Origin of the sequence: Paenibacillus sp. S02 (assembly GCF_019454065.1) — a bacterium.
In the GTDB taxonomy this organism is placed as follows: domain Bacteria; phylum Bacillota; class Bacilli; order Paenibacillales; family Paenibacillaceae; genus Paenibacillus; species Paenibacillus polymyxa_B.
In genome coordinates this window covers 3,338,143-3,364,487 of record NZ_CP073682.1, presented here as the reverse complement: position 1 = coordinate 3,364,487, position 26,345 = coordinate 3,338,143, and the positions used below count along the sequence as shown (strand labels likewise).

General features: G+C 48.0%; 22 protein-coding genes. 17 read left to right on the top strand and 5 right to left on the bottom strand.

The annotated features are described in order from the left end of the window. The first annotated feature begins 13 nt into the window (after positions 1-13). The 7 genes from KAI36_RS14825 (at position 14) to KAI36_RS14795 (ending at position 8,713) form a co-directional block, all read left to right on the top strand. Positions 14-1,531: a DHA2 family efflux MFS transporter permease subunit gene (locus KAI36_RS14825; RefSeq protein WP_025722037.1), complete on the top strand. Its 1,518-nt coding sequence runs from the start codon at positions 14-16 to the stop codon at positions 1,529-1,531. Between the two features lie 68 nt (positions 1,532-1,599). Continuing rightward, positions 1,600-3,066, top strand: a complete 1,467-nt coding sequence (locus KAI36_RS14820) for an efflux RND transporter periplasmic adaptor subunit (protein ID WP_025722038.1) — start codon at positions 1,600-1,602, stop codon at positions 3,064-3,066. 222 nt (positions 3,067-3,288) lie between these two features. Then, the gene (locus tag KAI36_RS14815) at positions 3,289-4,131 is read left to right on the top strand and encodes an STM4015 family protein (protein WP_220025274.1); all 843 of its coding nucleotides are present in this window, start codon (positions 3,289-3,291) and stop codon (positions 4,129-4,131) included. Between the two features lie 67 nt (positions 4,132-4,198). After that, positions 4,199-5,539 (top strand): STM4014 family protein, encoded by a 1,341-nt coding sequence (locus KAI36_RS14810; protein ID WP_220025273.1) that lies wholly within the window; start codon positions 4,199-4,201, stop codon positions 5,537-5,539. Then, entirely contained in the window at positions 5,532-6,314 is a 783-nt protein-coding gene (locus tag KAI36_RS14805) for an STM4013/SEN3800 family hydrolase (protein ID WP_023989060.1), read from the top strand. The genes KAI36_RS14810 and KAI36_RS14805 overlap by 8 nt, the downstream gene beginning before the upstream one ends. Positions 6,315-6,383: 69 nt before the next feature. Then, on the top strand, positions 6,384-7,802 hold the full coding sequence (locus KAI36_RS14800) for an STM4012 family radical SAM protein (RefSeq protein WP_220025272.1): 1,419 nt from the start codon (positions 6,384-6,386) through the stop codon (positions 7,800-7,802). Continuing rightward, positions 7,799-8,713, top strand: a complete 915-nt coding sequence (locus KAI36_RS14795) for an STM4011 family radical SAM protein (RefSeq protein ID WP_220025271.1) — start codon at positions 7,799-7,801, stop codon at positions 8,711-8,713. The genes KAI36_RS14800 and KAI36_RS14795 overlap by 4 nt, the downstream gene beginning before the upstream one ends. 147 nt (positions 8,714-8,860) lie before the next feature. Here the strand turns inward: KAI36_RS14795 and KAI36_RS14790 are convergent, their stop codons facing one another. The 4 genes from KAI36_RS14790 to KAI36_RS14775 form a co-directional block, all read right to left on the bottom strand. Further along, complete coding sequence (locus tag KAI36_RS14790; protein WP_013310599.1) at positions 8,861-9,139, bottom strand: YxcD family protein; 279 nt, start codon at positions 9,137-9,139, stop codon at positions 8,861-8,863. A gap of 3 nt (positions 9,140-9,142) precedes the next feature. Then, positions 9,143-9,598 carry a hypothetical protein gene (locus KAI36_RS14785; RefSeq protein WP_076159232.1) on the bottom strand — a complete coding sequence of 152 codons (456 nt, stop codon included), beginning with the start codon at positions 9,596-9,598 and terminating at the stop codon, positions 9,143-9,145. 152 nt (positions 9,599-9,750) lie between these two features. After that, positions 9,751-10,323: a PadR family transcriptional regulator gene (locus tag KAI36_RS14780; RefSeq protein ID WP_025722044.1), complete on the bottom strand. Its 573-nt coding sequence runs from the start codon at positions 10,321-10,323 to the stop codon at positions 9,751-9,753. A gap of 250 nt (positions 10,324-10,573) precedes the next feature. Next, positions 10,574-11,137, bottom strand: a complete 564-nt coding sequence (locus tag KAI36_RS14775; protein WP_075154367.1) for a beta-class carbonic anhydrase — start codon at positions 11,135-11,137, stop codon at positions 10,574-10,576. A 173-nt stretch (positions 11,138-11,310) separates the two neighbouring features. Here KAI36_RS14775 and KAI36_RS14770 point away from each other — a divergent pair, with 173 nt between their 5' ends. The 5 genes from KAI36_RS14770 to KAI36_RS14750 all read left to right on the top strand — a co-directional run bounded on the left by KAI36_RS14770 (position 11,311) and on the right by KAI36_RS14750 (position 16,773). Further along, positions 11,311-12,828: a carboxypeptidase M32 gene (locus tag KAI36_RS14770; protein WP_220025270.1), complete on the top strand. Its 1,518-nt coding sequence runs from the start codon at positions 11,311-11,313 to the stop codon at positions 12,826-12,828. A gap of 128 nt (positions 12,829-12,956) precedes the next feature. Beyond that, complete coding sequence (locus KAI36_RS14765) at positions 12,957-14,048, top strand: ABC transporter substrate-binding protein (RefSeq protein WP_220025269.1); 1,092 nt, start codon at positions 12,957-12,959, stop codon at positions 14,046-14,048. Continuing rightward, the gene (locus KAI36_RS14760; RefSeq protein WP_220025268.1) at positions 14,045-14,857 is read left to right on the top strand and encodes an ABC transporter ATP-binding protein; all 813 of its coding nucleotides are present in this window, start codon (positions 14,045-14,047) and stop codon (positions 14,855-14,857) included. Before KAI36_RS14765 ends, KAI36_RS14760 begins: the two co-directional genes overlap by 4 nt. Positions 14,858-14,865: 8 nt before the next feature. Then, the gene (locus KAI36_RS14755) at positions 14,866-15,699 is read left to right on the top strand and encodes an ABC transporter permease (RefSeq protein ID WP_220025267.1); all 834 of its coding nucleotides are present in this window, start codon (positions 14,866-14,868) and stop codon (positions 15,697-15,699) included. 117 nt (positions 15,700-15,816) lie between these two features. Further along, positions 15,817-16,773, top strand: a complete 957-nt coding sequence (locus KAI36_RS14750; RefSeq protein ID WP_220025266.1) for an aromatic acid exporter family protein — start codon at positions 15,817-15,819, stop codon at positions 16,771-16,773. A 21-nt stretch (positions 16,774-16,794) separates the two neighbouring features. Here the strand turns inward: KAI36_RS14750 and KAI36_RS14745 are convergent, their stop codons facing one another. Then, a complete protein-coding gene (locus KAI36_RS14745) occupies positions 16,795-18,111 on the bottom strand; it encodes an amino acid permease (RefSeq protein ID WP_220025265.1) in 1,317 nt (438 codons plus the stop codon). Between the two features lie 115 nt (positions 18,112-18,226). Between KAI36_RS14745 and KAI36_RS14740 the strand changes: the two genes are divergently transcribed. From KAI36_RS14740 to mutL, 5 genes are all read left to right on the top strand, one after another. Continuing rightward, on the top strand, positions 18,227-19,123 hold the full coding sequence (locus tag KAI36_RS14740; protein WP_220028134.1) for a LysR family transcriptional regulator: 897 nt from the start codon (positions 18,227-18,229) through the stop codon (positions 19,121-19,123). A 126-nt stretch (positions 19,124-19,249) separates the two neighbouring features. Further along, a complete protein-coding gene (locus KAI36_RS14735; RefSeq protein ID WP_013310588.1) occupies positions 19,250-19,807 on the top strand; it encodes an outer spore coat protein CotE in 558 nt (185 codons plus the stop codon). 129 nt (positions 19,808-19,936) lie between these two features. Beyond that, complete coding sequence (locus KAI36_RS14730) at positions 19,937-21,172, top strand: putative amidoligase domain-containing protein (protein WP_220025264.1); 1,236 nt, start codon at positions 19,937-19,939, stop codon at positions 21,170-21,172. Positions 21,173-21,282: 110 nt separating this feature from the next. Next, the gene (mutS, locus tag KAI36_RS14725; RefSeq protein ID WP_220028133.1) at positions 21,283-24,102 is read left to right on the top strand and encodes a DNA mismatch repair protein MutS; all 2,820 of its coding nucleotides are present in this window, start codon (positions 21,283-21,285) and stop codon (positions 24,100-24,102) included. A gap of 63 nt (positions 24,103-24,165) precedes the next feature. Beyond that, positions 24,166-26,340, top strand: coding sequence for a DNA mismatch repair endonuclease MutL (gene mutL, locus KAI36_RS14720; RefSeq protein WP_220025263.1), 2,175 nt, complete (start codon positions 24,166-24,168; stop codon positions 26,338-26,340). Positions 26,341-26,345 lie beyond the last annotated feature (5 nt).

The following is a 26,345-nucleotide window of genomic DNA, read 5'->3' as shown; positions in this document are numbered from 1 at the left end:
AGGAGGGGTCCATGTGGCTGCCAATGATATTGCTGCTGCTCCTTCGACAGATTCTTCCAAAGAACGCTGGCTTGCCTTTTTCGCTATCGTTTTAGGCGCCTTTGTCGCCATTCTGAACAACAGTCTGATCAATGTCGCCATTCCTAGATTGACGACGGATTTAGGATCTACGACGACACGTATTCAGTGGGTTATTACAGGTTACACGCTTGCATCTGGTGTAATCGTACCGATTACCGGATATATGGAGCAGCGCCTCGGATACAAAAAGTTTTTGATTCTTGCGCTCAGCGTATTTTCGCTGGGAACGGGAATATGTATTTTTGCATGGAGTGATTCTTCCCTGATCGCAGCACGGGTGCTGGCTGGTCTGGGCGGTGGTGTTATTATGCCGCTGAGTATGACGATTATTTACAAAATTATGCCGCGTGAACAAATCGGTATGTCCCTTGGTATATGGGGGATCGCCGCAATGGCAGCGCCGGCTGTTGGGCCTACGCTCAGCGGATATTTGATTGAGTGGTTTAACTGGCGGTTCTTGTTTATTGTCAGTGTACCGGTTGCTTTATTTGCAATTTTAATGGTTATTCTTCTAATCAAAGAACCGCCTAAAGTAGAGCCGAAGCCGTTTGATCTACCGGGCTTTTTGCTGGCCGCAACTTGTGCCGGAACACTTTTGTACGCACTGACAAACGGACAGCGTGATGGCTGGACTTCTTTTGGAATTGTATCCTTGCTGTTTGTTGCTTTCTGGGCACTTGTTTTTCTGATCTATGTAGAAAGCGGCAAGGATAATGCGGTAATTGAAATCTCATTATTCAAGAATTCAAAATATACGATTAGTGTTATTGCTTCCAGTCTGGTCATGATGGGGATGTACGGAGGAACGTTCTTAACACCGTTGTTTTTGCAAAATATCCAGCGTGTGTCACCGATTGATACCGGTATTATCCTCATTCCACAGGCCATTGCCATGGCGGCTATGATGCCTATTGCCGGGAAGCTATTCGATAAGTTCGGCATTGTGCCTTTGGGACTTGTGGGCCTGACGCTAACCAGCTTTATGACCTATCATCTTCACCAGCTTACGCCAGATACTTCGCATGCCTGGTTGGAAACCGTAATGGCATTACGGGGTCTGGGAATTGGTATTTGTATGATGCCATTGTCCACGGTCGGAATGAATGCCGTTCATCCGAGCAAGGTAGCCAATGCGTCTACAGCGTCCAATCTGGTACGTACTGTGGCTGCATCTATGGCGATTGCGGTGTTAACCGCCATTATGCAAAGCCGTTCGGCTGCTCATGCCCAGCAAATTTCGGAGTCCATTACACCAGACTCGGCTCATGCGCTTCAAGCGACGCTCGGCAGCTCATGGGTGTCATCCGTAAGTAGTTTAATCACACTAGATGCCACATCAAGAGGGATTGGGGATACGTTCCTCATTTCATCCATACCGCTGTTTTGCACGATTCCACTAATCTTTTTGTTTATTCAGAGGAAGAAAGCAAAGACACAGCCGGAAGCATAACCAAAGAACTATAAAATACGACTGGATGGCTTACATTATTTCCACGGACAGAAAGAAAGGGAATTATCATGAAAATATTGAGAGTAGAAAGTACATTAGCGGCTTTAGTGCTCGGCGGCGCAGTGCTGGCAGGCTGCTCCAGTAATAGCGGGGCGGCTCAGGATATGGTCGTTCCGGTTAAAATCAGCCAAGCACAACAGGGAATTATCGGACAGGGAAATATTTATACAGGAACCGTAACACCATCGGAGACGGTGAACATCGTGCCTAAAGTGGGCGGCAAAGTGGTTGAACTGCCTGTGGATATTGGCTCCGAGGTTAAAAAGGGTCAAGTACTGTTCAAGCTTGATGATAAGGACATGCGGAATAATGTTGCGAAAGCCCGCGCCGCAGCAGCTGCGGCAGCAGCCGGAGTAAGCACCGCTCAAGCATCCCACGAATCTACGATGGTTCAAGCAAATTCGGGCTTAGTGCAGTCCAAGAGCGGCGTGATTCAATCCCAAAGCGCAATCAATCAGGCACAGGGGGCTATTAATCAAGCCACTACAGCCGTAGAACAAGCAACACATGGTGTCTCCTCAGCAGCCAATACGGTGAAACAAACGCAGCAAGCTTTGGCAGATGCACAGAAAAATGTAACACGTACGCAAAGTCTATTTGATGCAGGTGCGAGCACCCAAGCACAATTAGAACAAGCCAAAACTGCAGTTGTGAATGCGGAAGCGGCTTACAACAATGCACAAAATGCTCAGGCTAATGCGCAAGATCAGTTGGTAGCTGCGCAGAAGGCCCTAACTACAGCTCGCAATAGCTATGATTCAGCAAAAAATAGCTATAGTAATGCCAATAGCGGTTACAGTAATGCGCAAAATCAGCTCAAAGTATCTCAAAATACTGCGGTTATCGAGTCCAGCCAACAATCTTTTAAGCAGGCTCAGCTGAATGTGAACATTGCTCAGGATGCATTGGATGACACCGTTGTTACATCACCGATCAATGGTATTGTGGGTACGAAAAATGCAGAAGTGGGAGAAATGGTATCCGCTCAGTCTCCTGCACTGGTCATCGCTAATCTGAGTACAGTCAATACTTTGATCTATGTTCCAGCGGAACAGATCAACAATGTAAAAGCAGGTGACAAGGTACAGGTTCGTGTTGCAGCTTCCAACATTGTAACAACTGGTACAGTTAAAAATGTAAGCCCGTTGGATGCAAGTGGAAAAGGCTATCCTGTAAAAATCTCAGTAGCGAATCCAGACACGAAACTGAAATCCGGCATGTTGGCTGATATCAGCTTTGTCGCTGCCAATGCGCAAGAAGGCATTGTGGTTCCTACTGCGGCAGTTCAAAAGGATCAAGGTAAAGAATATGTATATGTTGTAAACGGAGACCATGCGAAACGTAAGGAAGTGAAGACTGTTCAGACAGCAGGTTCACAAACACTCGTTACCAGTGGCTTGAGCAATGAGGAGAATGTGATCGTGAATAATCTGGCATTGCTGTCCGATAACTCACCGATTACAATTAGCCAATAATTTGGCTCTAAACTTACGTACTATATAATAGTAGAAGTTTATTATGAATATGCAAGACAGCCTGCTTAGCGGGCTGTCTTGTTTTTATTTCATTGAGCACATTTTACATAGGATTGATGTCGATGCGGGACTATTTTTGACGAACATTGGTAGAATAGGATAGACTAAATTGGAAATAGATAGTTTACGAGATCTCAGACAAGCGATCGGAGGAATTGTAAGATGGAAGTGAAATTGGTAGTGGATTATGAAGCTTATGAGAATGGCCAAACGATGTCTAAATCTATTGAGGAACTGGCAGCTAAGCCCGAGAGCGCGCAAGTTACAGATCTCATCATTGGAGATTGGGGCGGCGCCTATGAAAGTTCACCAGAGGATTTTATCCCAGTGTTAGTGAAGCTCAAAGATCAATTCCCTAAGATACGCAAACTGTTTATTGGTGATATGGAATATGATGAGTGTGAGGTTTCATGGATTAACCAGACGAATCTGTCCCCGTTGTTAGAAGCGTTTCCAGCATTGGAGTCCTTTCATATCAAAGGAAGCCAGGACCTGAGCTTGGAGCCGCTTCGTCATAACCGTCTTCAGGAATTGGTTATTATCTGTGGTGGCCTGCCTGTGAGCGTTCTAGAGCAAATACGTAATGCCGAACTGCCTGAACTACGCAAGCTGGAACTGTATTTGGGTGTCGAGGACTATGGTTTTGACGGTAACCTGAAAGATGTTTTGCCGTTTTTAGACAGCAATCCTTTTCCCAAACTTACATACTTGGGACTCAAAGATAGTGAAATACAGGATGAAATTGCAATTGCAGCAGCTAATGCTCCTGTGATTGGACAGCTGGAAGTGCTGGATCTCTCACAAGGTACGTTGTCTGATAAAGGTGCAGAAGCGTTGCTGGCTAGTGAAAGTATAAAAGGGCTGAAGCATCTGGATTTGAGCTATCATTATATGTCTACTGAAATGATGCAACGTTGGAAAAGCTCGGGTCTATCTGTGAGCGTGGAAGATCAACAAGAAGCGGATGAGGAAGATGATTGGCGCTATCCATCACTGACTGAGTAATTTGTTCAAATGGATTTCTAATACGGACTGTTTTCAAAATTAAAATGATCTAAAGTGAGGCGGCTCTATGGTTAGGATGTCAGACTGTAATGTCAGCGAGCCGTTTATCTTGTTCGGTAATCCGGGGAATCGTCGAACTACGGGGCTGCAGGAGGCGCGAAGCAGATTAATGCTTCCGCCCGCTCTGGAGGTTTCCTATGAAAATGTGCTGGAAGCTATTCGGCAGAAACAAGGTCTGAGCGAGCTGATGATGCGAATAGCCGCACAAGCTACGCAAGATAGCGTGAATGGCAGTGCCTTTGTGCAAGAGAGCATTGATCAGTTACTGGCGGGGCAGATGGACAGTGGTCCGCTGCTTCGTCTGGATGCACCGGGCGAAAGCTTTGAGGTAGAGCGTGAGTTGATTGCACTAGGTGCCTCGGATGGTGAGGGAGACGATTCTCTGTTGCCATGGCCCGAATGGACACAAGGCACAGGTATATCGGCGGCAGAAGCGCGACGTCTGCAGGAGCAGCACGGTCGTATTTGGCACCCGGCACAATGGTTCCGGGGCTATTGCCGTCTGCTGGCCTGGCTGCGGGATGAAGTGGCTCTGCTCTGGCCCTCGTCATACTGGATGAATGATCCGGCGGAGGTGGCCGTGATGTTCGACAAACGGCGTTGTAGCGTCGTTTTAGGCAAGGCGGACATAAGGGTTCCGCCAGTGCTTACATCTTCAGGCGGTGCATTTCGTGATGTTGTCGATCTGCACACGGCAATGAAGGAGACTGGGTTTCACCGCGTATTTGTGAAAATATTTTGTGGGTCCGGTGCTTCTGGTGTCATGGCCTATCAGGTACATCCCCACACACACGCGGAACTGGCGGTGACCACGATTGGAACGGAAATCATACGCGGACAGCGCGTGTATTATAATGCCGGACGATTGCGTCGTTATACGAATAAGCAGGACATTCATGCTATCCTTAACTGGCTATGCCTGGAAGGGGTACATGTGGAGCGCTGGATTCCCAAAGCGACCCTGAACGGGCGTGTTTATGATGTGCGCCAACTCGTGTGCGGATCAGAAGCTTGCCATGCGGTTTTACGTTTGAGCCACAGCCCCATTACCAATTTGCATTTGCGTAATGAGCGGCTCTCGCTGAAGGAAGGCGGATTACCACAGAGTACGGTGGAATCGGTCCAGCTTACTGCGAAAGCTGCTATGAGTGTTTTTCCGGCGTCCATGGTCGCTGGGCTGGATGTGCTGGTTCCGGCTCATGGGGGTCGTCCCTATGTGTTGGATGTTAATCCGTTCGGTGATTTGCTGTACCGGGTTGAACATCAGGGTTTGAATCCGTATGAATGGGAAATGCAGCACCTCGCTAATAGGAGCGTGGTTAGGGAAAGGAAAGACAGATATGACTGATATGAACCAAATTGTCGGCTCTCATGATATTGTCATGATTACGCTGGATACCCTGCGTTATGATGTAGCAAAGCTGGAGGAAGAGAACTGTCCGAATTTGTGTGGCTCCGGGTCGTGGGAAAAGCGCCATACACCGGGTAGCTTTACCTATGCTGCACATCATGCTTTTTTTGGCGGATTTTTGCCGACTCCAGCGAATACGGATAAGACTTCACATATCCGTCTGTTTCACACAAAGGATACGGGACTGCGTACGCATCCACATACCTGGCTGTTCGATGCCCCGGATATCGTGTCCGGGCTAGAGGGTGAAGGTTATCGGACCATCTGTATCGGCGGCGTTATTTTTTTCACGAAGAAAAATAAGCTTGCCAAGGTGCTGCCTGGATATTTTCAAGAAAGCTACTGGCGTATGAACTTTGGCGTTACCAACCCCCGTTCGACGGAGAATCAGGTGAATCATGCTCTGAAACTGTTGGGGAATACAGACCCGTCGCAGCGCTTGTTTTTGTTTCTGAATGTATCAGCGATTCATGGGCCTAATCATTATTTTGTGAAGGGTTCTGCTAAAGATTCAGTGGAGTCTCAACGGGCAGCCTTGCGGTATGTGGATGGTGAGCTTGGACGTTTGTTTGATGCCTTACGAAATCGGGGCAAAACGTTTTGTATGGTTTTTTCCGATCATGGTACAGCTTATGGGGAAGACGGCTATGAAGGACATCGTCTGGCGCATGAGGTAGTCTGGAATGTACCTTACCGCGAATTTATATTATAGAGTAAATAGAAATATAGATTGCACTGGTAAAATATCAAGAAATCAATCCAGCGCGAGGAAGGAGCAGAAATGAAAGCCATGAATCTGAATCACTCGCATCCAACGGGTGCGGCAGCCCCGGAGATAGATACAAACTTAACACCGTCTAGGTTTCAGTGGCCTGAAACTCCTGTTGAATGGGCACGCACGATCCGTGAAGCTCCCTATCGTTCCTATCTGTACTCTTACCCACATAAAACGGCCTATCGTCCGTTTGATACACCGCTCTCGTTGCAGGAGTTGTGGGAGAAGGAGGAGTTAGAAAGCTATTTTTTGTATATGCATATTCCATTTTGCGCGGCTCGCTGTGGATTTTGTAACCTCTTCACTTTGCCGGACAAGCGTCTGGATGTACATAAGGAGTATGTGGATGCGCTAGAAAGACAAGCCGAGCAATGGGCACCAATTATGGGCCGTCGGCCTTTTTCGCGTTTTGCGATCGGCGGCGGTACACCGACCTTACTGGAGGCTCCTTTGGTGGAGCGTTTGTTTGACATTGCGGAAAATATGATGGGACTGGACCCTAAACGAGCTTCTATTTCGGTGGAAACCTCTCCCGATACTGTGACTGAGGATAGGTTGGAGGTGCTCAAGCGCCGCGGGACAGATCGTGTCAGCATGGGAATTCAGAGCTTTGTGGAATCAGAAAGTGCCGCCATATACCGACCTCAGAAGCCAAAACTTGTTAGAGAAGCACTTGAGCGGCTGGTGGAATACAACTTTCCTTTGCTGAACGTGGATCTGATCTATGGCCTGCCTGGTCAAACGGTGGAAACCTGGCTGTATTCTTTAGAGGAAGCACTGTCTTACTCGCCAGAAGAGATTTTTCTTTACCCGTTATATATTCGAGAAAATACGCTTTTAAAGCCAGGCTATACCGGGCTGGATCATGATATTCGCCTTACTTTGTATGAGGTGGCGCGTGAACGGCTCAAACAGGCAGGATATGTACAATATTCCATGCGCCGTTTTGCTAAAAATGATGGTATATCCAGCAAAGAGCTTTTGCCCTACAGTTGTCAGGAGGAAGGAATGGCCGGTCTGGGGTGTGGTGCACGCTCCTATACACGCAATGTCCACTATGCTAGCCGTTATGGTGTTAGTGCAGCAGCTACGCGTAGTGTTATCGCAGATTATGTTACTGCGGAACGTCATGATCTGGCTGACTACGGCTTTATTTTAAATGTGGATGAGAGTAAGCGACGCTTTATCTTAAAGGCGCTTCTTCATCGCGAAGGTTTGGAGCTATCGGCCTATGCAGAGCGCTTCGGTGTATCCCTGTCGGACGATTTTACAGGAATGTCGTTGCTGCTGGAATCCGGTATGGCTGTCGTCGAGGAGGAGACGCTGCGACTTACAGAGGAAGGAATGGCCTATTCCGATGCGATTGGGGACTGGATGATCTCCACGTCAGTACGTGAGCGCATGGAAGGATATGTAGGCGCATGAGAGCGACCTTATACTATCGTGGTTCGTTGACCTCTTGCAACTATGTTTGTCCTTACTGCCCGTTCAGTAAAAACGTTGATAGTCGGGAAACGTTGAACAAGGATCGGGCCCAGTTGGAACGTTTTGCTGATTGGGTACGGGAACAGGGCGCTTTGGGGCATTGTCTCTCTATTTTTTTTAATCCGTATGGAGAAGCCTTGATTCATTCCTGGTATCGCAAGACCATGATTGAGTTTTCCCACATGGCGCATGTGGAAAAAGTGGCGGTACAGACGAATCTATCGACTAAGCTGGATTGGACGCAAGAACTGAGCCCGGAGACTGCTGCGCTGTGGGCTACATATCACCCTGGAGAGACGAAAGAGCAAGTTTTTATATCGCAGGCTATAAAGCTATATGAACTTGGTATTTCCTATAGTGTCGGTACCGTCGGGTTAAGACAGGCATTTCCGGCTATTCGTTCCTTGCGATCGCAACTTCCAAGGGATGTTTATTTGTGGATCAACGCCTACAAGGATCGTCCAAATTATTATACAGATGCTGAGGTTACTGAATTAACTGCGATAGACCCCTATTTTCAATGGAATTTAAAGGATTATAGCAGTCAGGGGCGGGCATGTCGCGCCGGTGAAGATGTATTTTATGTCCAGGGTGACGGAAGAGTAAAACACTGCTATCAGGATCGACGGGTGCTAGGACACTTATACAGGGATGGTCTTGAGGGTCTGAGTGGCAAACGTCCGTGCCGGATGAAAGAATGCGGCTGCTATATCGGCTATATTCATATGGAAGAGCAGCCGTTTCGGGAAATGTACGGTAGTGGCTTACTCGAAAGGGTGCCGCGGGTACAGGTAGCTCCGGTTCCATCATTTAGCAGACAGGCTATTCATAGAGCAAATGAATCCATATAGCAAGGGACGTCCACGTCTAAATGTAATACTATAGCACCTTGATCTATTAGAGAAACGAGCAACAAAAAAGAACCGACCCTTGCCCTCAAGCAAAGGTCGGTTCTTCTGTTTTATAATAAGTTTGTGCCACGATCTTATGTGAAATAATCAAGTTTGAACAATAGCAGTAATTTCTTCATCCAGATCCAATCTGATTTGTTCGCGATAGGCACGAATATTGTATTCGGAATATAGGTATCTCAGAATTGCTTCAATCATATTGGCTTCCACCAGATATTGACTGCGGCCCTGTACATGGACTTCTGCTGAATAACCTGTATCCTCTTCCCAACTTAATTCTACTGTCACATCAGTGGGCTGGACACCTTTGCGTTCAGCCATATGCAAGCAAATAGCGTTGACAATCTCATCCATACTCAAAATCATAGCTTAGTAACGTCCTCCGCGGGAATCATCTGGTCTGCGACGATTTTTAATAGCACGGTAGATACCTACTCCGGCCATGATCAGGACGTAAATGGCGAGAACGTTAACGGCAAGGCCAAGCAAGCTGCCCAATGCGCCCATGTTGCCGAACAATCCACCGAAGAGCATACCTGCCAAACCGCCCAGCATCATACCTTTCAGGAATCCGCCGCCACCGCCAAGGAATCCACCAGTTCTGCTTGTATTACCGGCAGTTGCCCCTGACTTGGTTCCGCTATCTGACTTATTAATGCCATTGCTGTCATTCGCCTTGCTTGGTGTAGATTGGTATGATTTAGGCCCGGATTTAAACCCGCCGCCTCGCCTTGCATCAGCTGTAGATGGTGCGATCATAGCAATGAGTAGGGTAAAAGCCATCATCAGCATCATCATATTTTTCAAAGTGAATGTTTTTTTCATGTAAATATATCCCCCTTAGTAAATTTTTTTATAGGTCAAACAACCGCTTACCAGTAATACGAATGGCATGGAAAAGGGTTTCAAAGAATTTTAATTTTTAAAAATTAAATAATAACGTCCCCTAAAACCTATGCATGGATTAGCAAAAGCATTCAGCTTTGCGGCTTAAGTGAAAACGGATTAGTATCCGCATTGACATCACCAGCAAGCAGCATGCGCAGAACCATTTGGCACCATTCCAGACCTGCTTTAGCATTCAAAAGTCCTTTTTGTACTAAAATATAGTCACCAAAGTTTTTACTGCCAAAATGTAAATTCTCTGCGGGAATGTTGTTCAGAATATCCTCTAGATGCTGGATTTTCTGAATAAAATGACGTTTGCGTTCCTCCAGCATACGATTGGCACTACTTTTGTCTGTCAACCAAAGACAGAACAGTCGAAGACTTAATTCATCCCGTGTAACCGGAGCAGCTAACGCTTCCTGGGACCATTGCTGAAGCATATGGATTCCCTTGTCGGTAATGGTATACATTTTCTTATCAGGCTTGTCGGACTGCTGAATCCAGCGGGAGGCTAGCAGTTCCTTACCCTCCATACGGGCCAGTAGCGGATAGATCTGACTGTGCTTGGCCTGCCAAAAAGGCTGGATACGCAACATCAGATCATAGCCGGAGGATTCCTCTCTTGCGAGAAGTCCCAACAGACCATACGATAGTAAATTCATAGATCTTATCTCCTTCATCCATCATAGTAACGGTTGTAACAGCACTGCGGCAGGTATTCTGCAGCTTCATGAAAAGTGTACACTGAAACTGTATGGTTTGACAACTTTCAGACAGGTCGTTCACAGGTTAGCCAAAATTGGCTCCTGTCATTCTCCACGTATATGCGCTTTTTTTCATAAAAAAGGGTAGTTTAAGCTCGTATGTACGAGCTTAAACTACCTGGTAACTTTCTGCCGAAGCGTATCCTATTTACTGTTCATTCCCGTCAACGACAAGTGTTAACGCTCCTGTATCTGGATGAATAACCATGCCGTGAACGGGAGCATTAGGGGGGAGAAGCGGGTGATTTTTAATAAGCTTCACGGTAGTTCTTACCCCTTCTTCAATGTTGTCAAAACCTTTCAACCATTTATTTAGCTTAATTCCTGAATTTTCTAATGTATTCAGCACTTCCTGAGAAATTCCGCGATCGAGCATTTCATTGACCATGTGGTCTGCATTTAATGCAGCCATGCCGCATTCATAATGGCCCACGACGACTACTTCGTCTGCTCCCAGCTCATACAGGGCGACTAGCACACTGCGCATTACGCTTCCAAAGGGCTGTGAAATAATCGCACCCGCATTTTTGATGATTTTCACATCACCGTTACGCAGGTTCATGGCTTTAGGGAGTAACTCCGTTAGCCGTGTATCCATACAGGTGATAATGACCATTTTTTTATTGGGGAACTTGCCCGTTCTATAGGCCTCGTATTCTTTGTTTTCTACGAAAACACGATTGTACTCTAAAATGTCTTTGATGTGATCCACGATTGTTCCCTCCAGGTTCTTATAAAGTTTGATATGTACAGCCCAACGTTGTTTTCAGGTCTTAGGAGCTGGTCGTACATGTTGTGTGTTGATTATACTTTTTAATATAAGTATCATCAAGTATAGGTATTGTAAAGTTTTAACCATTTTAAGTTAAAGAGGTGACCTCAAATATGGCGCAACAGACGTTGGATCAATTGACGGCTTTAAAGGAGCTTGCACACAAAATTAGTAGTTATGGCGAAGCAGTAGGTCTGCTGCACTGGGATTTACGGACTGGTGCTCCGCGAAAGGGCGTTGACATTCGGTCGGAAACGTTAGGTATGCTGTCCACTGAAATGTTCAAGCTGATGATCTCAGATGAAATGGGACAATTGCTGCAATTTTTTGCCGCAGAAGACAAGCTGAAGCAACTGGGGGACAATGATCGCAGATTGGTGGAGGAATGCCGTAAAAATTATGAACTGAATCGTTCGGTTCCGGCAGACCGATATCGGGAGTATAGCATTCTTGCAGCACAGGCAGAGAGCAAGTGGGAGGACGCAAAGGAACATAGCGATTTTGCCGGATTTGAACCGTACTTGTCTAAAATCGTAGACATGAAGCGTGAGTTTATCGGCTACTGGGGTGTTAAGGATACAGAGTATGACACGCTTTTGGATCAATATGAGCCGGGGATAACGGTTGAAAAGCTGGATGCTGTGTTTGATCGTCTCAAAAAGCGCCTTGTGCCCCTATTGTCTAAAATTCAGGCTTCATCGAACCAGCCGGATAAGAGCTTTTTAGATGGTGTGTTTGATGTGAAGCAGCAGGAGAAGTTCAGCCTGTTCATTTTAGGACAGATGGGGTATGACTTTGACGCAGGTCGTTTGGATGAGAGTGTACATCCTTTCGCAACAGGATTAAATCCAGGTGATGTGCGTATAACAACTCATTATCTGCAAGATGATGTAACCAGTGCTATTTTCAGTTCGTTGCATGAAGGAGGCCATGCACTGTACGAACAAAATATTGCTCCAGAGCTGGCAGGATCACTACTGTCTGGAGGAACCTCTATGGGGATTCATGAATCCCAGTCGCGCTTGTGGGAAAATAAAATCGGACGCAGTCGTGCTTTTTGGGATCGGTATTACGATGATTTGCAAAAGCATTTTCCTGATCGTTTGGCGAAGGTTACGGCAGAGCAATTCTACCGGGCAGTCAACCGTGTGGAAAATTCACTGATTCGTATTGAAGCGGATGAGCTAACATATAATTTACATATCATTATCCGTTATGAAATTGAAAAAATGCTGTTTAATGAAAAGCTGGATGTGAAGCGTCTCCCCGAGGTGTGGAATGCGAAATATAAGGACTATCTGGGGCTTCTACCACCGAATGACGGACTGGGCGTACTTCAAGACGTTCACTGGTCCGGTGGTGATTTTGGTTATTTTGCTTCCTACTCGCTTGGCAATATGTATGCAGCGCAAATTTTGGCGACATTACGCAAAGAGTTGCCCAATCTGGATGAATTAATTGCTGCTGGGGAACTTGAGCCGATCAAGCAATGGCTGACCGAACGTATTTACCGTTACGGCAAGAGTCGGACGCCATCCGAGTTGATTGTAGCCATTACAGGTGAGGAGCTGAACCCGGATTATCTCGCCGACTATCTGGAAGAGAAATATACCTCCATATACAAGCTGTAAATTATATATGCATCTACCCCGCGTTCCTAGGCGAACGCGGGTTCTTTTTGTGCGATTAACCATTATAACGACAGTCGCATAACAATATATGAAGTCAACCGATGTAAAAAGGTGGGGAGGGAACAAGGATGAAAAACGGCGCTCGTTTCAAAGCTGTGGTGGCTGCGGCACTACTCGGATTACTGTTGCTCAGTGGGTGCGCCCCTAAAGGAGGGGAGCAGACGATTGAGATCAGACTGGGCGAGGTAGCCCGTACGGTCTTTTATGCGCCGCAGTATGTAGCCTTGAGCCAGGGGATGTTTGCTCAGGAGGGACTGGATGTCCAACTCGCAACGATTCCCGGGGGTGACAAGGCGATGACGGCGTTATTGTCCAATCAGGCAGATATCGCGCTGATCGGCGCGGAAACATCTATTTATGTGTATCAGCAAGGAGCAGAGGACCCTATCATTAATTTTGCCCAACTGACACAGAAGGATGGTACCTTTTTGTTTGCCCGTCAAACGCAGGATAGCTTTGAATGGGAAAAGCTGAAAGGACAAAACTTTTTGGGGCAACGCAAGGGCGGAATGCCACAAATGTCACTTGAATTTACGCTTCGCAAACACGGCATTGATCCTCATAAGGATCTGAAGCTGATTCAAAATATTGATTTTGCTAATGTTGCCTCTGCTTTCGGCTCTGGTACAGGGGAATATGTGCAGCTGTTTGAGCCACAGGCATCTATTTTTGAAAAGGAAGGTCGTGGACGGGTAGTAGCCTCTATCGGTGTGGAGAGCGGCGAGTTGCCGTATACGGTATATATGGCTAAGCAAAGCTACCTGAACACAAATAGCGAGGCTGCACAGAAATTTACAAATGCTGTATATCGGGCGCAACAGTGGATTGCTACGCATTCACCTGAACAGATTGCCGAAGCAATCACGCCCTATTTTAAAGATACAGATTTAGCTGTTTTGACGAGTAGTATCAAACGATATAAGGAACAGAGTACCTATGCTTTGAACCCGATGATTGAGGAAAAGGAATGGAAGAACTTACAGGATGTCATGACCTCGGCAGGGGAGCTTAAAAGTCCGGTTGTACTAGATAAGCTAGTGAACCCAAGCTTTGCACAACAAGCGATTTCGTCAAACTCTACCAGGAATACTGAACCGCCTGTGAAAAAGAACACAACTGAATCTACGGATGCAGGTGTCGGTGCTGGAGGTTCATCATGATGGAGGAACGGAGTGGCCTAACTTCAGACGCGACCATCCCGATGGTGAGACTGGAGCAAGTGACGCATGTCTATGTAACGGATCGTGAAGCTTCGCTGGCGGTTGAGAATATTGATTTTTCCGTAGAGACAGGGGAGTTTGTCAGTTTGGTTGGTCCAAGCGGCTGCGGCAAAACGACGATCCTGTCCATGATCGCGGGACTGCTGCGTCCAGCGGCAGGCCAAGTCATGTTGCAAGGTCAGCCGGTAAGTGGTCCGAGTCCAGAGGTCGGTTACATGCTGCAGCAGGATTATCTGTTCCCGTGGCGGACGATAATGGATAACGCATTGTTGGGTCTGGAACTAGGCAACAGAGTGGATGAAGCTGCGCGTGAGCGGACACGGCTGTTGCTGGAAGGCATGGGTCTGGGAGGGAAGGAGCATCTGCATCCGTCCCAGCTGTCTGGGGGAATGCGCCAGCGCGTGGCGCTGGTACGGACGCTGGCGACCAATCCGGGACTGCTGCTGCTGGATGAGCCGTTCTCCGCGCTGGATTATCAAACCAAGCTACAGTTGGAAGATCTGATTGCGAAAACCTTGCGCGAGCGGAGAAAGACGGCTATTTTAGTCACACATGATTTGGCCGAGGCCATTGCGGTCAGTGACCGGATTATAGTGATGGGTCGAAATCCTGGTCATGTCCGACGTACCTTCGAGATTCCGGATTGCATCCGAAAAGCTCAGCCTTTTTATGCACGCGAGCAGCCGGGTTTTAATGAGCTTTTTCATGAAATATGGGGTGAACTGGAGGCTTCGGGAGCAAAGGAGTGAGTTAACGTATGAAGGACGAAGCGGAACAGCTTGAGCAACGTTGGATTCAAGGACTACATCAGGCGTATTTACGCAGCAGGCGTTCGCAACGATGGTTAGTGACAGGTGTACAGACAGCTATTTTACTGCTTTTGTTTGTCCTATGGGAAATTGCAGGCCGTTTGAAGTGGATTGATGTACTGTTGTTCAGCTATCCGAGCAAAATTTTCACCCAGATCGGTAAGGATGCGGTCAGTGGTGAATTATGGGGACATGTAGGTGTCACCGTGGGAGAGACGATGGCGGGGTTTTTACTCGGTACACTGTTAGGTACGTTGCTGGCTGTACTTATTTGGTGGTCACCGTTTTTGTCGAGGGTGCTTGATCCCTATATGGTCGTGTTCAACAGTATGCCTAAGGTGGCGCTAGGTCCAATTTTTATCGTCATGTTTGGGGCGGGATTTACGGCTATCCTAATGACAACCCTCTCCATTACGGTCATTATTACGACACTAGTCGTATACAACAGCTTTCAGGAAGTTGATTCGAATCTGATCAAAGTGGTTCGTACGTTTGGCGGATCACGCCGGGATACGTTTCAAAAGGTGATTTTACCTGCATCCTTTCCTGCAATCGTCTCTACGCTGAAAGTGAATGTCGGTATGGCATGGGTTGGCGTGATAGTTGGTGAATTTCTGGTGGCCAAAAACGGCTTAGGCTATTTGATTATCTATGGTTTTCAGGTGTTCAATTTCACGCTGGTTATGTCCAGTTTGTTGATCATTGCTGTCGTAGCTACACTGATGTATCAGGCGGTCGTGTATGTGGAGCATCGTCTGCTTTCCGGTCGTCCTCATCGGTAATAATAAAATTTCTGAACATTTGTGTAAAACGTGAAAATAAAGTACCATGAAAATGAAATACTTAATATTTATGAAAATGTGGAAACAGATTTCATCTAGAGAGGACAGAATTTTTTCATGGGCTTTCGTACGATTAAAACGGCTATTGCCGCATTAATGGCCGTACTTATTGCGGAGGGTTTTGGCATTCATGGAGCCACCTCAGCAGGGCTTTTAGCGATTTTAGGGGTGGATGTCACACGCAAGAGAAGTCTCCGTACCATTTCGGCGAGATTTTTTGCATCCGTCGTGGGGCTTCTTTTTGCTTGTGTTTTGTTTGTGGTATTCGGATTTCATGATTGGGTACTAGCTATATATATTTTAACGGCGTTTCCAGTCATTGTACGGGTGGGCTTTAAAGAAGGGATCGTCACCGGTTCGGTCGTGGTTTTTCGCGTATTCAGCGGCGGCGTGATTGATATGGAGGTACTGCTGACCCAGCTAGCTCTGCTAGTGATTGGACTGGGTTCCGCGATGATTGTCAATTTAGCCTATATGCCGGGTTCTGATAATACAATGCAACAAATTCGGCAGGAAGTGGATCGGACATTTTCTGTTATATTCAGAAATATGGCGAATACGCTGCGTAGTCCAGCATACATATGGGATGGCAAGGAAGTTATTGAAGCGAACAGCGTGATAGCCAAAGGGGTAACTGAGGCGGGGCGTTCCTTGGAAAATCAGATGCTTCGTCCCCAAGAGGGCTGGAATGTGTATTTTTATATGCGAAAAGAACAGCTGGATTCGATCCAAAACATGATGCAGTTGATCGCACAAATGTATCAGCATATGCCGCAGGCCAAGCTTCTGGCCGAGCTGTTCGACCAGCTTAGCAATGACGTTTTGGCTGGACATTATACGGGACAGACTGAGAGGCTGCTGGAGCAGGTTCGTGAAGAATTTAAAGCAATGGAGCTTCCCGCAACCCGGGAGGAATTTGAGATTCGTTCGGCATTATTGCAGCTTACACATGAGCTTCATCAGTATTTGAAAATTGCGAAAAAGGACAAGGCCCCTACTCCAGTGAAAAATTAGAGTAAAGGCCTTGAGCGGCTACTATCCATGACGGATAGTAGCCTTTTCTTGTTCAGTGATGGTAGAAGCCGGATGACTCAAAGTCCGTTTGTGCCGAATTCGGTCTGTGATCCATAAGACAGCGGTGATCAGGCAAGGGTACAGCATAGCCCATCCGACAAAGGGGAAAACGATCGCCGTAGAGATGAACGATATCCAACTAATGGCAACGCCCCAGCGACTACCACGCAGAAGCTTAATTCCTGCTGCACAACCTCCTAGATAGGTCAGAATAAAGGTGGCGTTCGGGAACTGGATCAGGTTAGTGAGTGAAACAGTACCACTACCGTACAACACCATAATGATCACGAAGCAGACGCTAAGAAAAGCAATGCCACCGATAGGGGTATGGAATCGTTGGGATAACATGCCCATCCAGCGAAAGGCCTGTCCTTGCCGGGATAAAGCATAAGCGACACGTGAAGCGGCACCAACATAAGCAATAATAGTGGCGGTACAAATAAAGATACCCGTCAAGCCTGCAATTATCGCGCCCCATGGCCCGATAGCCCGACTAATCACCCATACGAGCGAAGCATCCGAATCCCCTGCAAGGTAACTTTGTGTGCCCACAGTAGCCAGCGCAGTTAAGAAATAAAGCAAACCAACAATGACGGCTGCAATGGTCACGCCTTTAACGGCTGCTCTCTGGGGATTGGTGAATTCCTCTGACATATGGGACACAGCCTCCCAACCGATGAAGCACCAGAACAGAATCGCGGCCGCTTGACCGACAGGGAACCAGCCATGTGGAACAAACGGGGTGAAGTGGACTGTTTTCATCTGTGGAAGTGCTGCGGCAATGGCGAATATAAGGACGGCAACGATAGCTATGACGACAGCGATCTGAATACGTCCCGCGACCCTCATGCCGATCCAGTTGATGATCAGGCCCACCGCCAGCATAGCAGCGGCTAACATCATGCGGCTTTCCTCTCCCCAGCCCATGGCTGCGGTCATATAGCCGGCTCCGGTGAGTGCGGCAACAGGTGCCCCAATCGGAACCGACATGAGAAAAAACCACCCGATATAAGCACCAGCACGTGGTGAAAAGGCCAACGTGACAAAATGCGATACCCCTCCCGCATTCGGAAATTTGGCGGATAGAAGACCCATGGAAAGTGCCATTGGCAGGATGAGCAGGGTCATAAAGCCCCATGCCAGCAGCGATGCCGGCCCCGCCATTTGGGCGGCAAGACCAGGCACAATCAATATCCCCGAACCCAGTACAGCTCCGATATAGAGAGCAATGGCCTGTGGAAGACCAATAGTGGATTGAAGTTTACTTTCATTTGTCATGCAGAAAAGCCTTCTTTCTCTTGTTATTTTCTCCAGCTTATCAGATAATCAATCTATCGGAAAAACGGAATATAACGATTGCTTGCATCGGAAAAACCGATTGAAGGAGCGGATTATGGAATCGCGGCATTTGTTTACCTTTTTAAATGTAGTTGAGGCAGGCAGTTTTACGCGAGCAGCGCGTATACTGGATTATGCACAGTCGAGTATCACTGCTCAAATTCAAACGCTGGAGGCAGAGTTGGGTACGCCGCTTTTTGATCGCATTGGCAAAAAAATCATGCTGACGGATGCCGGACGACGTCTGCTGCCCTATGCGCAGGAAATTTCCAAGATGCATGCTATGGCTAAGGATGCGCTTCGTTCAGAAACGGAATTGGCAGGTACGCTGAAAATAGGAGCGCCAGAGTCTCTGGCCGCTTTTCGTCTACCAAGTCTGATCCGTGAGTACAGAGAACGGTATCCGAAGGTTAAAATTGTCCTTAAACCCGGCGAATGCTGGGAATTACGCGATTTGATCCGTTCCGGTGAGCTGGATTTGGCTTTTTTGCTTCAGCCTGAGACGGAGGATAGAGAACTGAATGTCACCACGCTTATTCATGAGCCGATGGCCTTGGTTGCTCCACTTAAGCATTCGCTGGTTACCTATACCCAGGTAGAGCCTGCTGACTTGAAGGACGAAACCATTTTGCATACGGAGGCAGGATGTACGTACCGTATTCTTTTTGAGCAGTATTTGAATAAACACGGTATTTTTTCAGACCCTAGCCTGGAATTTTGGAGTATTGAAGCCATCAAGCAGTGTGTCATGGCTGGATTGGGTATTGCGCTGCTTCCGCTGGTTACGGTACAAAATGAGCTGCGAGAAGGTAAAATGGCGCGTTTAGCCTGGGATGACAGTGAACAGCAGGTGGCTACTCAGGTCGCCTATCACACGAAAAAGTGGAAATCCCCGGCTCTTAGTGAATTTTTACAGATCGTTGATCAGCATGTAACACATTGGCGTGCATGAGTTCAAGCCATCGCGGCATATGCTTATACAAATAATATTTTTTCCTTTTCGCCTATTCACTCAACATTCGCCCACAACCTGCATACATATGTATGGAATGATTGATTGTATGGAGGAGGTTCAAGAATGGCATTAAGTCATAAAAATCGTAGAGAGATTATTACCAAAGCGATCTGTGGTAAAGGTCGCAGATTCTCTACCGTAACCCATACCGTAACTCCGCCGAATAATCCGACGAGCATTTTAGGGGCATGGATTATTAACCACCAGTATGAAGCTGTGGCGGCGGGGGACGGCATTGAGGTCGTCGGGACGTATGATATCAATATTTGGTACTCATACGATAAAAACTCGCAGACCGATGTGGCTAAGGAAACGGTGTCGTACGTGGAAAATGTGCCGCTCTCGTATCTTGATCCGAAGCACCGGGCGTCTACAGTGGAAGTATCCGCCGAAGCTACACAGGAGCCGAGTTGCGTCGAGGCCAGTGTGTCTTCTGGAGGTGGCAGCGTAATGATCCGGGTCGAGCGGGAATTTGCGGTGGAGCTGGTGGCGGAAACGAAGATTGTTGTAGAAGTATTCCCGAATGGTAGCAGCGATGATTTTGACAAAGACTTTGATTTTGGAGCGGAAGAGGGGGACTATGAGGAGCTCGACCCCGACCTCATTGACGACGAGCTCTGACAGAAGTAACCAAAAAGAGGGCCGCTTTACTCTTTGCGCCGGCTGATTCTGCGCAGGGGCAAAGGCCCTCCTTTTTTTGTTGTGGGTTGAAATTGGGTTGAAATCCGTACGTAGTCCGTAGGGGGGAATATGATGCAGCAGCCGGGACAGGCGCTCATACGCTTCAGACAGATGCCAAATGATGAAAAAAAGCGTAGACTGGAGCGTTCAGGCATAGCGGTGCAGTGGATGGATAGCAGTATAGCAGATTTTGCGATAGGCTACGCGGTGCAAATCCATCAACTGCGAGTGTTGGAAATTCGTAGACGTGCCATCGAAGGCCCTTCCAAAGTCCGCGCATACGATCTGTCTGAACTGGATCAACATTCACCGCTCTATGTCCGGATGGAGCGGCTGGCTGTACGAGCGTTGTACACACTGGGTTTGGACAGTGGTGAGGTGGTACTGACGCCGCTGGGGGAGCGCAGCTGTCAGGTGCGCGAAATCTCGGTACAACCATGGCTGAACGATAGACGTTTGGCCACGTTATATGAAATTGCTGCGCGCGAAGGGGATGTTGAGAGTGAGAATCTTTCAGCGCAACGAGGAAGAGATCGACTGCTCATTGGAATGGACCCTGAATTTGTGCTGGTTCGTATGCCCGAGGGACGGGTCGTTCCGGCCTCAAGATATTTGGGTCGTCTCGGCATAGCCGGCTGCGATGCTGTTACTCGTCGAGGACGAACACTGTATCCAGTCGCTGAGCTTCGTCCTGCGCCGAGTGGAGATCCGACCCGTCTGCTGAAGCACCTGCGTCAAGCTTTTGTAACAGCAGCCCGGCGCATTACCGACCGCACACTCATCTGGCAGGCAGGGGGGATGCCGCAACCGGGTTTTCCGCTGGGCGGACATCTGCATTTCAGCGGGGTTTCGCTAAATGGTGCCTTGCTCCGGGCACTGGATAACTATTTGGCACTGCCTTTGGCGCTACTGGAAGACAAGCGTGCGGCTCGGCGCAGACCGCATTATGGCAATTTAGGTGATTTTCGCCGTCAGTCGTATGGAGGCTTTGAATATCGTACCCTGCCCAGTTTTCTTATCTCGCCACAGCTGGCGAAAGGTGTGATTGGAATGGCGTTTCTCATTGCCTCTCAATATCCGCGTTTGCAACGTAGGCCGCTGGGTGAGGAGGAGGCTCACAGAGCCTTTTATGAAGGAAATCAACTTGTCCTTAAGGAGTATATGGAACCTCTTATTTTGGACATGGTTTCACTGGAAATATACTCGCAATATGAAGCTTATGTAGCGCCATTGCTGGACAGCCTCCGCAAGGGGAAACAGTGGGATGAATCACGGGATTTGCGCCCGTATTGGAAGCTTACGTAAAATCAAGTGTCGACACCAGGAATGGTTTCATGTTATCGACTGTCATTTTTGATATAATGAGAGATAATTATAAGTTTAAACGGAACAAAGTGTGGGGGTTAGTAAACGGTATGTCCAAATATACACCGATGATTGAACAGTATTTATCCATAAAAGAGCAGGCTAAAGATGCATTTTTGTTTTTCCGTCTGGGAGATTTTTACGAGATGTTTTTCGATGATGCAATTCTTGCATCCAAGGAACTGGAAATTACACTTACGGGTCGTGAGGGTGGCGCCACGGAAAAAATTCCAATGTGCGGCGTGCCTTATCATTCAGCAGAAAATTACATACAGCGCCTCATTGAGAAGGGTTATAAAGTGGCCATCTGTGAGCAAATGGAGGAAGCCTCAGCTACGAAGGGGATGGTGCGGCGGGATATTGTCCGCGTTGTGACCCCGGGTACGGTAATGGAAGGCAAGGTGCTGGGTGACAAATCCAACAACTACATGGTATGTGTCACAGAGACGGACGGGATGCTGGCGCTGGCGGCGTGCGACTTGTCAACAGGTGAATTGTATGTGACCTCTGTGCCTGATTCGAAAGAATGGCTACTAGATGAAATTAACATTTATGAGCCGTCCGAAATGTTGGGGGATGGTCATTTGCTCGATTTCGTGACATCCCGTATGTCCCCCGTTGGACGGCGTGTTGTGTATACGGCTTGGGACAAATCCAAGGATGATCTGGTTCGGGATCAATTTGGCGAAGCCACATGGGCAAGGCTTACGGAGGAACGTAGACGGTGCGTATCGCGCCTGATTTCCTATTTGAATGAAACGCAAAAAAGATCGTTAGGCCAATTGACCCAAATCTCGGTATATGAGCCAAACCATTTTATGATTCTGGATCCATTTACCCGCCGGAATCTGGAACTGGTGGAGACGGTACGTGAACGCTCCAAGAAAGGCTCGCTGCTGTGGCTGTTGGATCGCACAGAGACTTCCATGGGAGCGCGTCTGTTGCGTCGTTGGATTGACAAGCCGCTGTTGAGCAGCAGTCTTATTGAGGAGCGCTTGGAGGCGGTGGACAAGCTATACCACCAGTTTATTTTCCGAGAGGATGTACGTGCTCAGCTTAAAGAAATTTATGATCTGGAGCGTCTGGTTGGACGGATCGCCTTTGGTAGTGCTAATGCACGTGATCTGATCGCCCTCAAGCTGTCGCTGGCCCGAATTCCGTCTTTACGCGAGCTGTGCGCTGAATCTCCATCGAAGACGCTGAGACGAATTGCACAAACGCTGGATAGCTGTACAGACCTGTGTGCGTTGATTGAGGAAGCGGTGGCGGATGAACCGCCGATTTCCGTAAGGGATGGAGGTCTTATTAAGGAAGGCTACCATCAGCGTCTGGACGAACTGCGCGAGGCGAGTGTGAACGGTAAGCGTTGGATCGCTGAGCTAGAGGCCAAGGAACGTGCAGCAACCGGCATTCGGTCACTTAAGATTGGATACAACAAAGTATTTGGTTATTATATCGAAGTGACCAAATCCAATTTGGCTTCATTACCAGAAGGTCGATATGAACGCAAACAGACGTTGGCGAATGCGGAACGGTATATTACACCAGAGTTGAAGGAAAAGGAATCTCTAATTCTGGAAGCCGAGGATAAAATGGTTGATCTGGAGTACACGCTTTTCTCCGAGCTTCGCAGTAAACTGAACGCTGAAATTCCACGTTTGCAAAAGCTGGCAGAGCAAGTGGCTGAAATTGACGTGTATCAGTCGCTGGCTTCGGTTAGCTCGGAACGGGGATTCGTGAAGCCTGAGCTGACTACAGGATATGATTTCGTAGTGGAGCAGGGTCGCCATCCCGTGGTGGAAGCCGTAATGAAAGATGGCGGTTTTATCGCAAACAGCACGGTGTTGGAGGAAGCCGATGCACATATTCTACTTATCACCGGGCCGAACATGGCTGGGAAAAGTACGTATATGCGTCAGGTTGCACTTATTGCGATTATGGCTCAAATTGGCTGCTTTGTCCCTGCTGCACGTGCCAAGGTGCCAATGCTGGATCGCATTTTCACACGGATCGGTGCGGCGGATGATCTCATCGGCGGGCAGAGTACGTTTATGGTCGAAATGGCAGATATCCAAGTAATGACGGACAAGGCAACTCCGCGAAGCTTGATCATTATTGATGAACTGGGACGAGGTACGTCCACCAGTGAAGGAATGGCAATTGCACAGGCAGTCATCGAATTTGTCCATGACACGATCGGCTGTAAGGCGCTGGTATCCACGCATTTCCATGAGCTGGCGCATTTGGAGCAAGGCCTGTCTTCGCTGCGAAATTACTCTATGGCCGTGCAGGAAAGCGGCGACAAGGTGAATTTCTTGCGCAAGCTCATACCGGGAGCAGCTAGCAGTAGCTATGGTATTTATTGTGCTCGGCTTGCAGGCTTGCCCAATAACATTATTGAGCGAGCGAATGGACTGCTGAATGGTTTTGAACAGGCAGCGGCTCAAGTAACGGCAGGTACCGAGACAGTAGTAGGAGGGAAGGAAGGGACTGATCTTCGTACAGTTTCAGGGACAGAAGATATTTCTTCTTTGACCGAATATAATTCAGGCCAGACATTGCGAGAAAGCGGAGAAACTGCATCATCAGCTCAGTCTTTATCACAGCAGGCCACCCTGGTAAAAGAAGATACTCTGCAGACGGTGGAAACTTCCAGCACGTTGGAGCAAGGAGCAACCGAAGTGGTACAGCTGTCCATTTTCGGAGAGCAGGAGCTTGCCGCCTCCAAGCCACACGCAGAGACAGTAGAGGCTAATCCGATTGTGCGCCAAATTTTGCGCAAGGTGAAAAATGCTGATGTCATGAATATGACTCCTTTACAGGCAATGCAGCTATTAAATGATCTTAAAAACAAGGCCAATGGCCTGTAGTTAAAATAAGTGACATTATTCTTATTTTTCATCACACTTTGAAGTCAGGAGGAGGTTAAAAGGATGTCTAAAATTCGGGTACTGGATGAACATATTGCGAACCAGATTGCTGCCGGTGAGGTCGTGGAACGTCCAGCCTCCGTCGTGAAGGAGCTGGTGGAAAATGCGATTGATGCAGGCGGTACGCGGGTGGACGTATGGGTAGAAGAGGGCGGCCTGCAAAGTATCCGGGTGACGGATAATGGAAGTGGCATTGAGCCCGAAGATGTGGAAACGGCATTCTATCGGCACGCGACAAGCAAAATTGGACATGGTCGCGACCTGTTTCAGATCACAAGTCTCGGCTTCCGAGGAGAGGCGTTGCCAAGTATTGCGGCTGTATCGAAAGTAGAGTTGCTTACAGCAGCCGGAGATGATGGACGTGCCCGTAGATTGGTGATTGAAGGCGGTAAGTTGTTGCTTCACGAGGATGCTGCTAGTAGACAAGGGACGGATTTTACCGTACGGGAGTTGTTTTATAATACACCTGCACGGCTGAAATATATGAAAACAATCCAGACCGAGCTGGGACACATTTCGGATGTATTGTATCGAATGGCGCTTTCGCATCCAGAAGTAGCCTTCACATTGCGGCATAATGGCAATACATTGCTGCAAACGCTGGGTAATGGTGATTTGCTGCAGGTGATTGCCGCTATTTACGGAACTTCTGCGGCGAAATCCATGCTGCTGCTGGAAGGAGAGAGCCTCGATTACCGAATTAGCGGCTATGTCAGCCGTCCAGAGTGGACGAGATCAAATCGAAATGCGATCTCGACGGTAGTGAATGGACGTTTTGTGCGAAGCTACGGGCTTAATCAGGCGTTGCTCAAGGCGTATCATACCTTGTTGCCGATCAATCGTTTTCCGCTGGCTGTAATCCAACTGGAAATGCATCCTTCTTTGGTGGATGTTAACGTTCATCCTGCCAAGCTGGAGGTAAGGTTCAGCAAAGAAGCTGAACTGTTTGAGCTGGTTGAAGATTCGGTAAAAGCTGTTTTAGGGCAGCAAGTGCTGATTCCGAAGGCAGTCAAGCGCGAGATCGGTGGCAAGGACAGTGGCTCGTTTGTGCAGGAGCAGTTTCACTTCTCGAAGGGAACTGGTGCGGAAGGGGATGCTCCTTCCGGCAAAGACCGGGGAGGAGCACTGCCACTTTCCGTGACTTCGCCGGAGAGCCAGTTACCGCGCCAATCCAATTACTTGAACAGAAACGAAGAGAATAACAGAGGTAGCCAGGAGCGTGAGCAACGTCCGAGCAGGGATAGCCTCTCAGCCATTGGACGGGCAAACAACCTTTCAGGTAAAAGTATTAGTGATGATGAACTGGATGCAGATTTTGTAGAAGAAAACAGCGGGAGTGAAGTTAGAGGGGACGTGCCGCTCCCTGATGGAGCGACTGTACAGTCGTCCGAAGGAGATAATGCCGCAATAGGCACATCTTCCTTATACAGTGGAGGGATACAGGAAACGGCTGCTTCTGCTGCTTACCCATCTTCTATGCCGCCGATTGTGGGACACGCTACGGATTCCCGTCATTTTGCAGATCAGAAGCCGCGCCAGCAACGTCTAGATGCCGAGCAATTGGCAGCGGTGTCGGGAGAAGTTCCAGAGTTGCCCACTTTTCCTGAACTGAATTTAATCGGTCAGCACCATGGGACATATCTGATTGCGCAGAACGACCAGGGTTTGTATTTAATTGATCAACATGCCGCGCATGAACGGGTGAATTATGAATTTTATTATGAAAAATTCGGCAATCCTGCGTCAGTATCGCAGGAACTGCTACTGCCAATTACACTGGATTTTACGCCTTCCGAAACGGAAAAGTTGAAAACAAGGCTGCACTGGTTTGAACAGGCGGGGGTGTATTTGGAGCATTTTGGCGGTCAAACCTTCCGTGTCAGCTCTTACCCGTACTGGCTTCCCCAAGGGGAAGAAGCGGATGTTATTGAGGAAATGGCCGGATGGGTGCTGGAGGAAAGAGCCATTGATCTTGCTAAGCTGCGGGAAGCAGCCTCGATCATGTGCTCCTGTCGGGCTTCGATTAAAGCAAACCAGAAGCTGACTGACCGACAGGCTATCGTGCTGCTAGAGCGTTTGGCAGTGTGCAAACAACCATATACTTGCCCTCATGGGCGACCTATTGTGGTTTCCTTTTCCACATATGATTTAGAGAAGCTGTTTAAAAGAGTAATGTAAGGGAG

Bases quoted from the DNA above. Each gene is read 5' to 3' on its own strand.
- KAI36_RS14820 (WP_025722038.1), top strand. From the start codon at position 1,600: ATGAAAATATTGAGAGTAGAAAGTACATTAGCGGCTTTAGTGCTCGGC.
- KAI36_RS14815 (WP_220025274.1), top strand. From the start codon at position 3,289: ATGGAAGTGAAATTGGTAGTGGATTATGAAGCTTATGAGAATGGCCAA.
- KAI36_RS14810 (WP_220025273.1), top strand. From the start codon at position 4,199: ATGGTTAGGATGTCAGACTGTAATGTCAGCGAGCCGTTTATCTTGTTC.
- KAI36_RS14805 (WP_023989060.1), top strand. From the start codon at position 5,532: ATGACTGATATGAACCAAATTGTCGGCTCTCATGATATTGTCATGATT.
- KAI36_RS14800 (WP_220025272.1), top strand. From the start codon at position 6,384: ATGAAAGCCATGAATCTGAATCACTCGCATCCAACGGGTGCGGCAGCC.
- KAI36_RS14795 (WP_220025271.1), top strand. From the start codon at position 7,799: ATGAGAGCGACCTTATACTATCGTGGTTCGTTGACCTCTTGCAACTAT.
- KAI36_RS14790 (WP_013310599.1), bottom strand. From the start codon at position 9,139: ATGATTTTGAGTATGGATGAGATTGTCAACGCTATTTGCTTGCATATG.
- KAI36_RS14785 (WP_076159232.1), bottom strand. From the start codon at position 9,598: ATGAAAAAAACATTCACTTTGAAAAATATGATGATGCTGATGATGGCT.
- KAI36_RS14780 (WP_025722044.1), bottom strand. From the start codon at position 10,323: ATGAATTTACTATCGTATGGTCTGTTGGGACTTCTCGCAAGAGAGGAA.
- KAI36_RS14770 (WP_220025270.1), top strand. From the start codon at position 11,311: ATGGCGCAACAGACGTTGGATCAATTGACGGCTTTAAAGGAGCTTGCA.
- KAI36_RS14765 (WP_220025269.1), top strand. From the start codon at position 12,957: ATGAAAAACGGCGCTCGTTTCAAAGCTGTGGTGGCTGCGGCACTACTC.
- KAI36_RS14760 (WP_220025268.1), top strand. From the start codon at position 14,045: ATGATGGAGGAACGGAGTGGCCTAACTTCAGACGCGACCATCCCGATG.
- KAI36_RS14755 (WP_220025267.1), top strand. From the start codon at position 14,866: ATGAAGGACGAAGCGGAACAGCTTGAGCAACGTTGGATTCAAGGACTA.
- KAI36_RS14750 (WP_220025266.1), top strand. From the start codon at position 15,817: ATGGGCTTTCGTACGATTAAAACGGCTATTGCCGCATTAATGGCCGTA.
- KAI36_RS14745 (WP_220025265.1), bottom strand. From the start codon at position 18,111: ATGACAAATGAAAGTAAACTTCAATCCACTATTGGTCTTCCACAGGCC.
- KAI36_RS14740 (WP_220028134.1), top strand. From the start codon at position 18,227: ATGGAATCGCGGCATTTGTTTACCTTTTTAAATGTAGTTGAGGCAGGC.
- KAI36_RS14735 (WP_013310588.1), top strand. From the start codon at position 19,250: ATGGCATTAAGTCATAAAAATCGTAGAGAGATTATTACCAAAGCGATC.
- KAI36_RS14730 (WP_220025264.1), top strand. From the start codon at position 19,937: ATGATGCAGCAGCCGGGACAGGCGCTCATACGCTTCAGACAGATGCCA.
- mutS (WP_220028133.1), top strand. From the start codon at position 21,283: ATGTCCAAATATACACCGATGATTGAACAGTATTTATCCATAAAAGAG.
- mutL (WP_220025263.1), top strand. From the start codon at position 24,166: ATGTCTAAAATTCGGGTACTGGATGAACATATTGCGAACCAGATTGCT.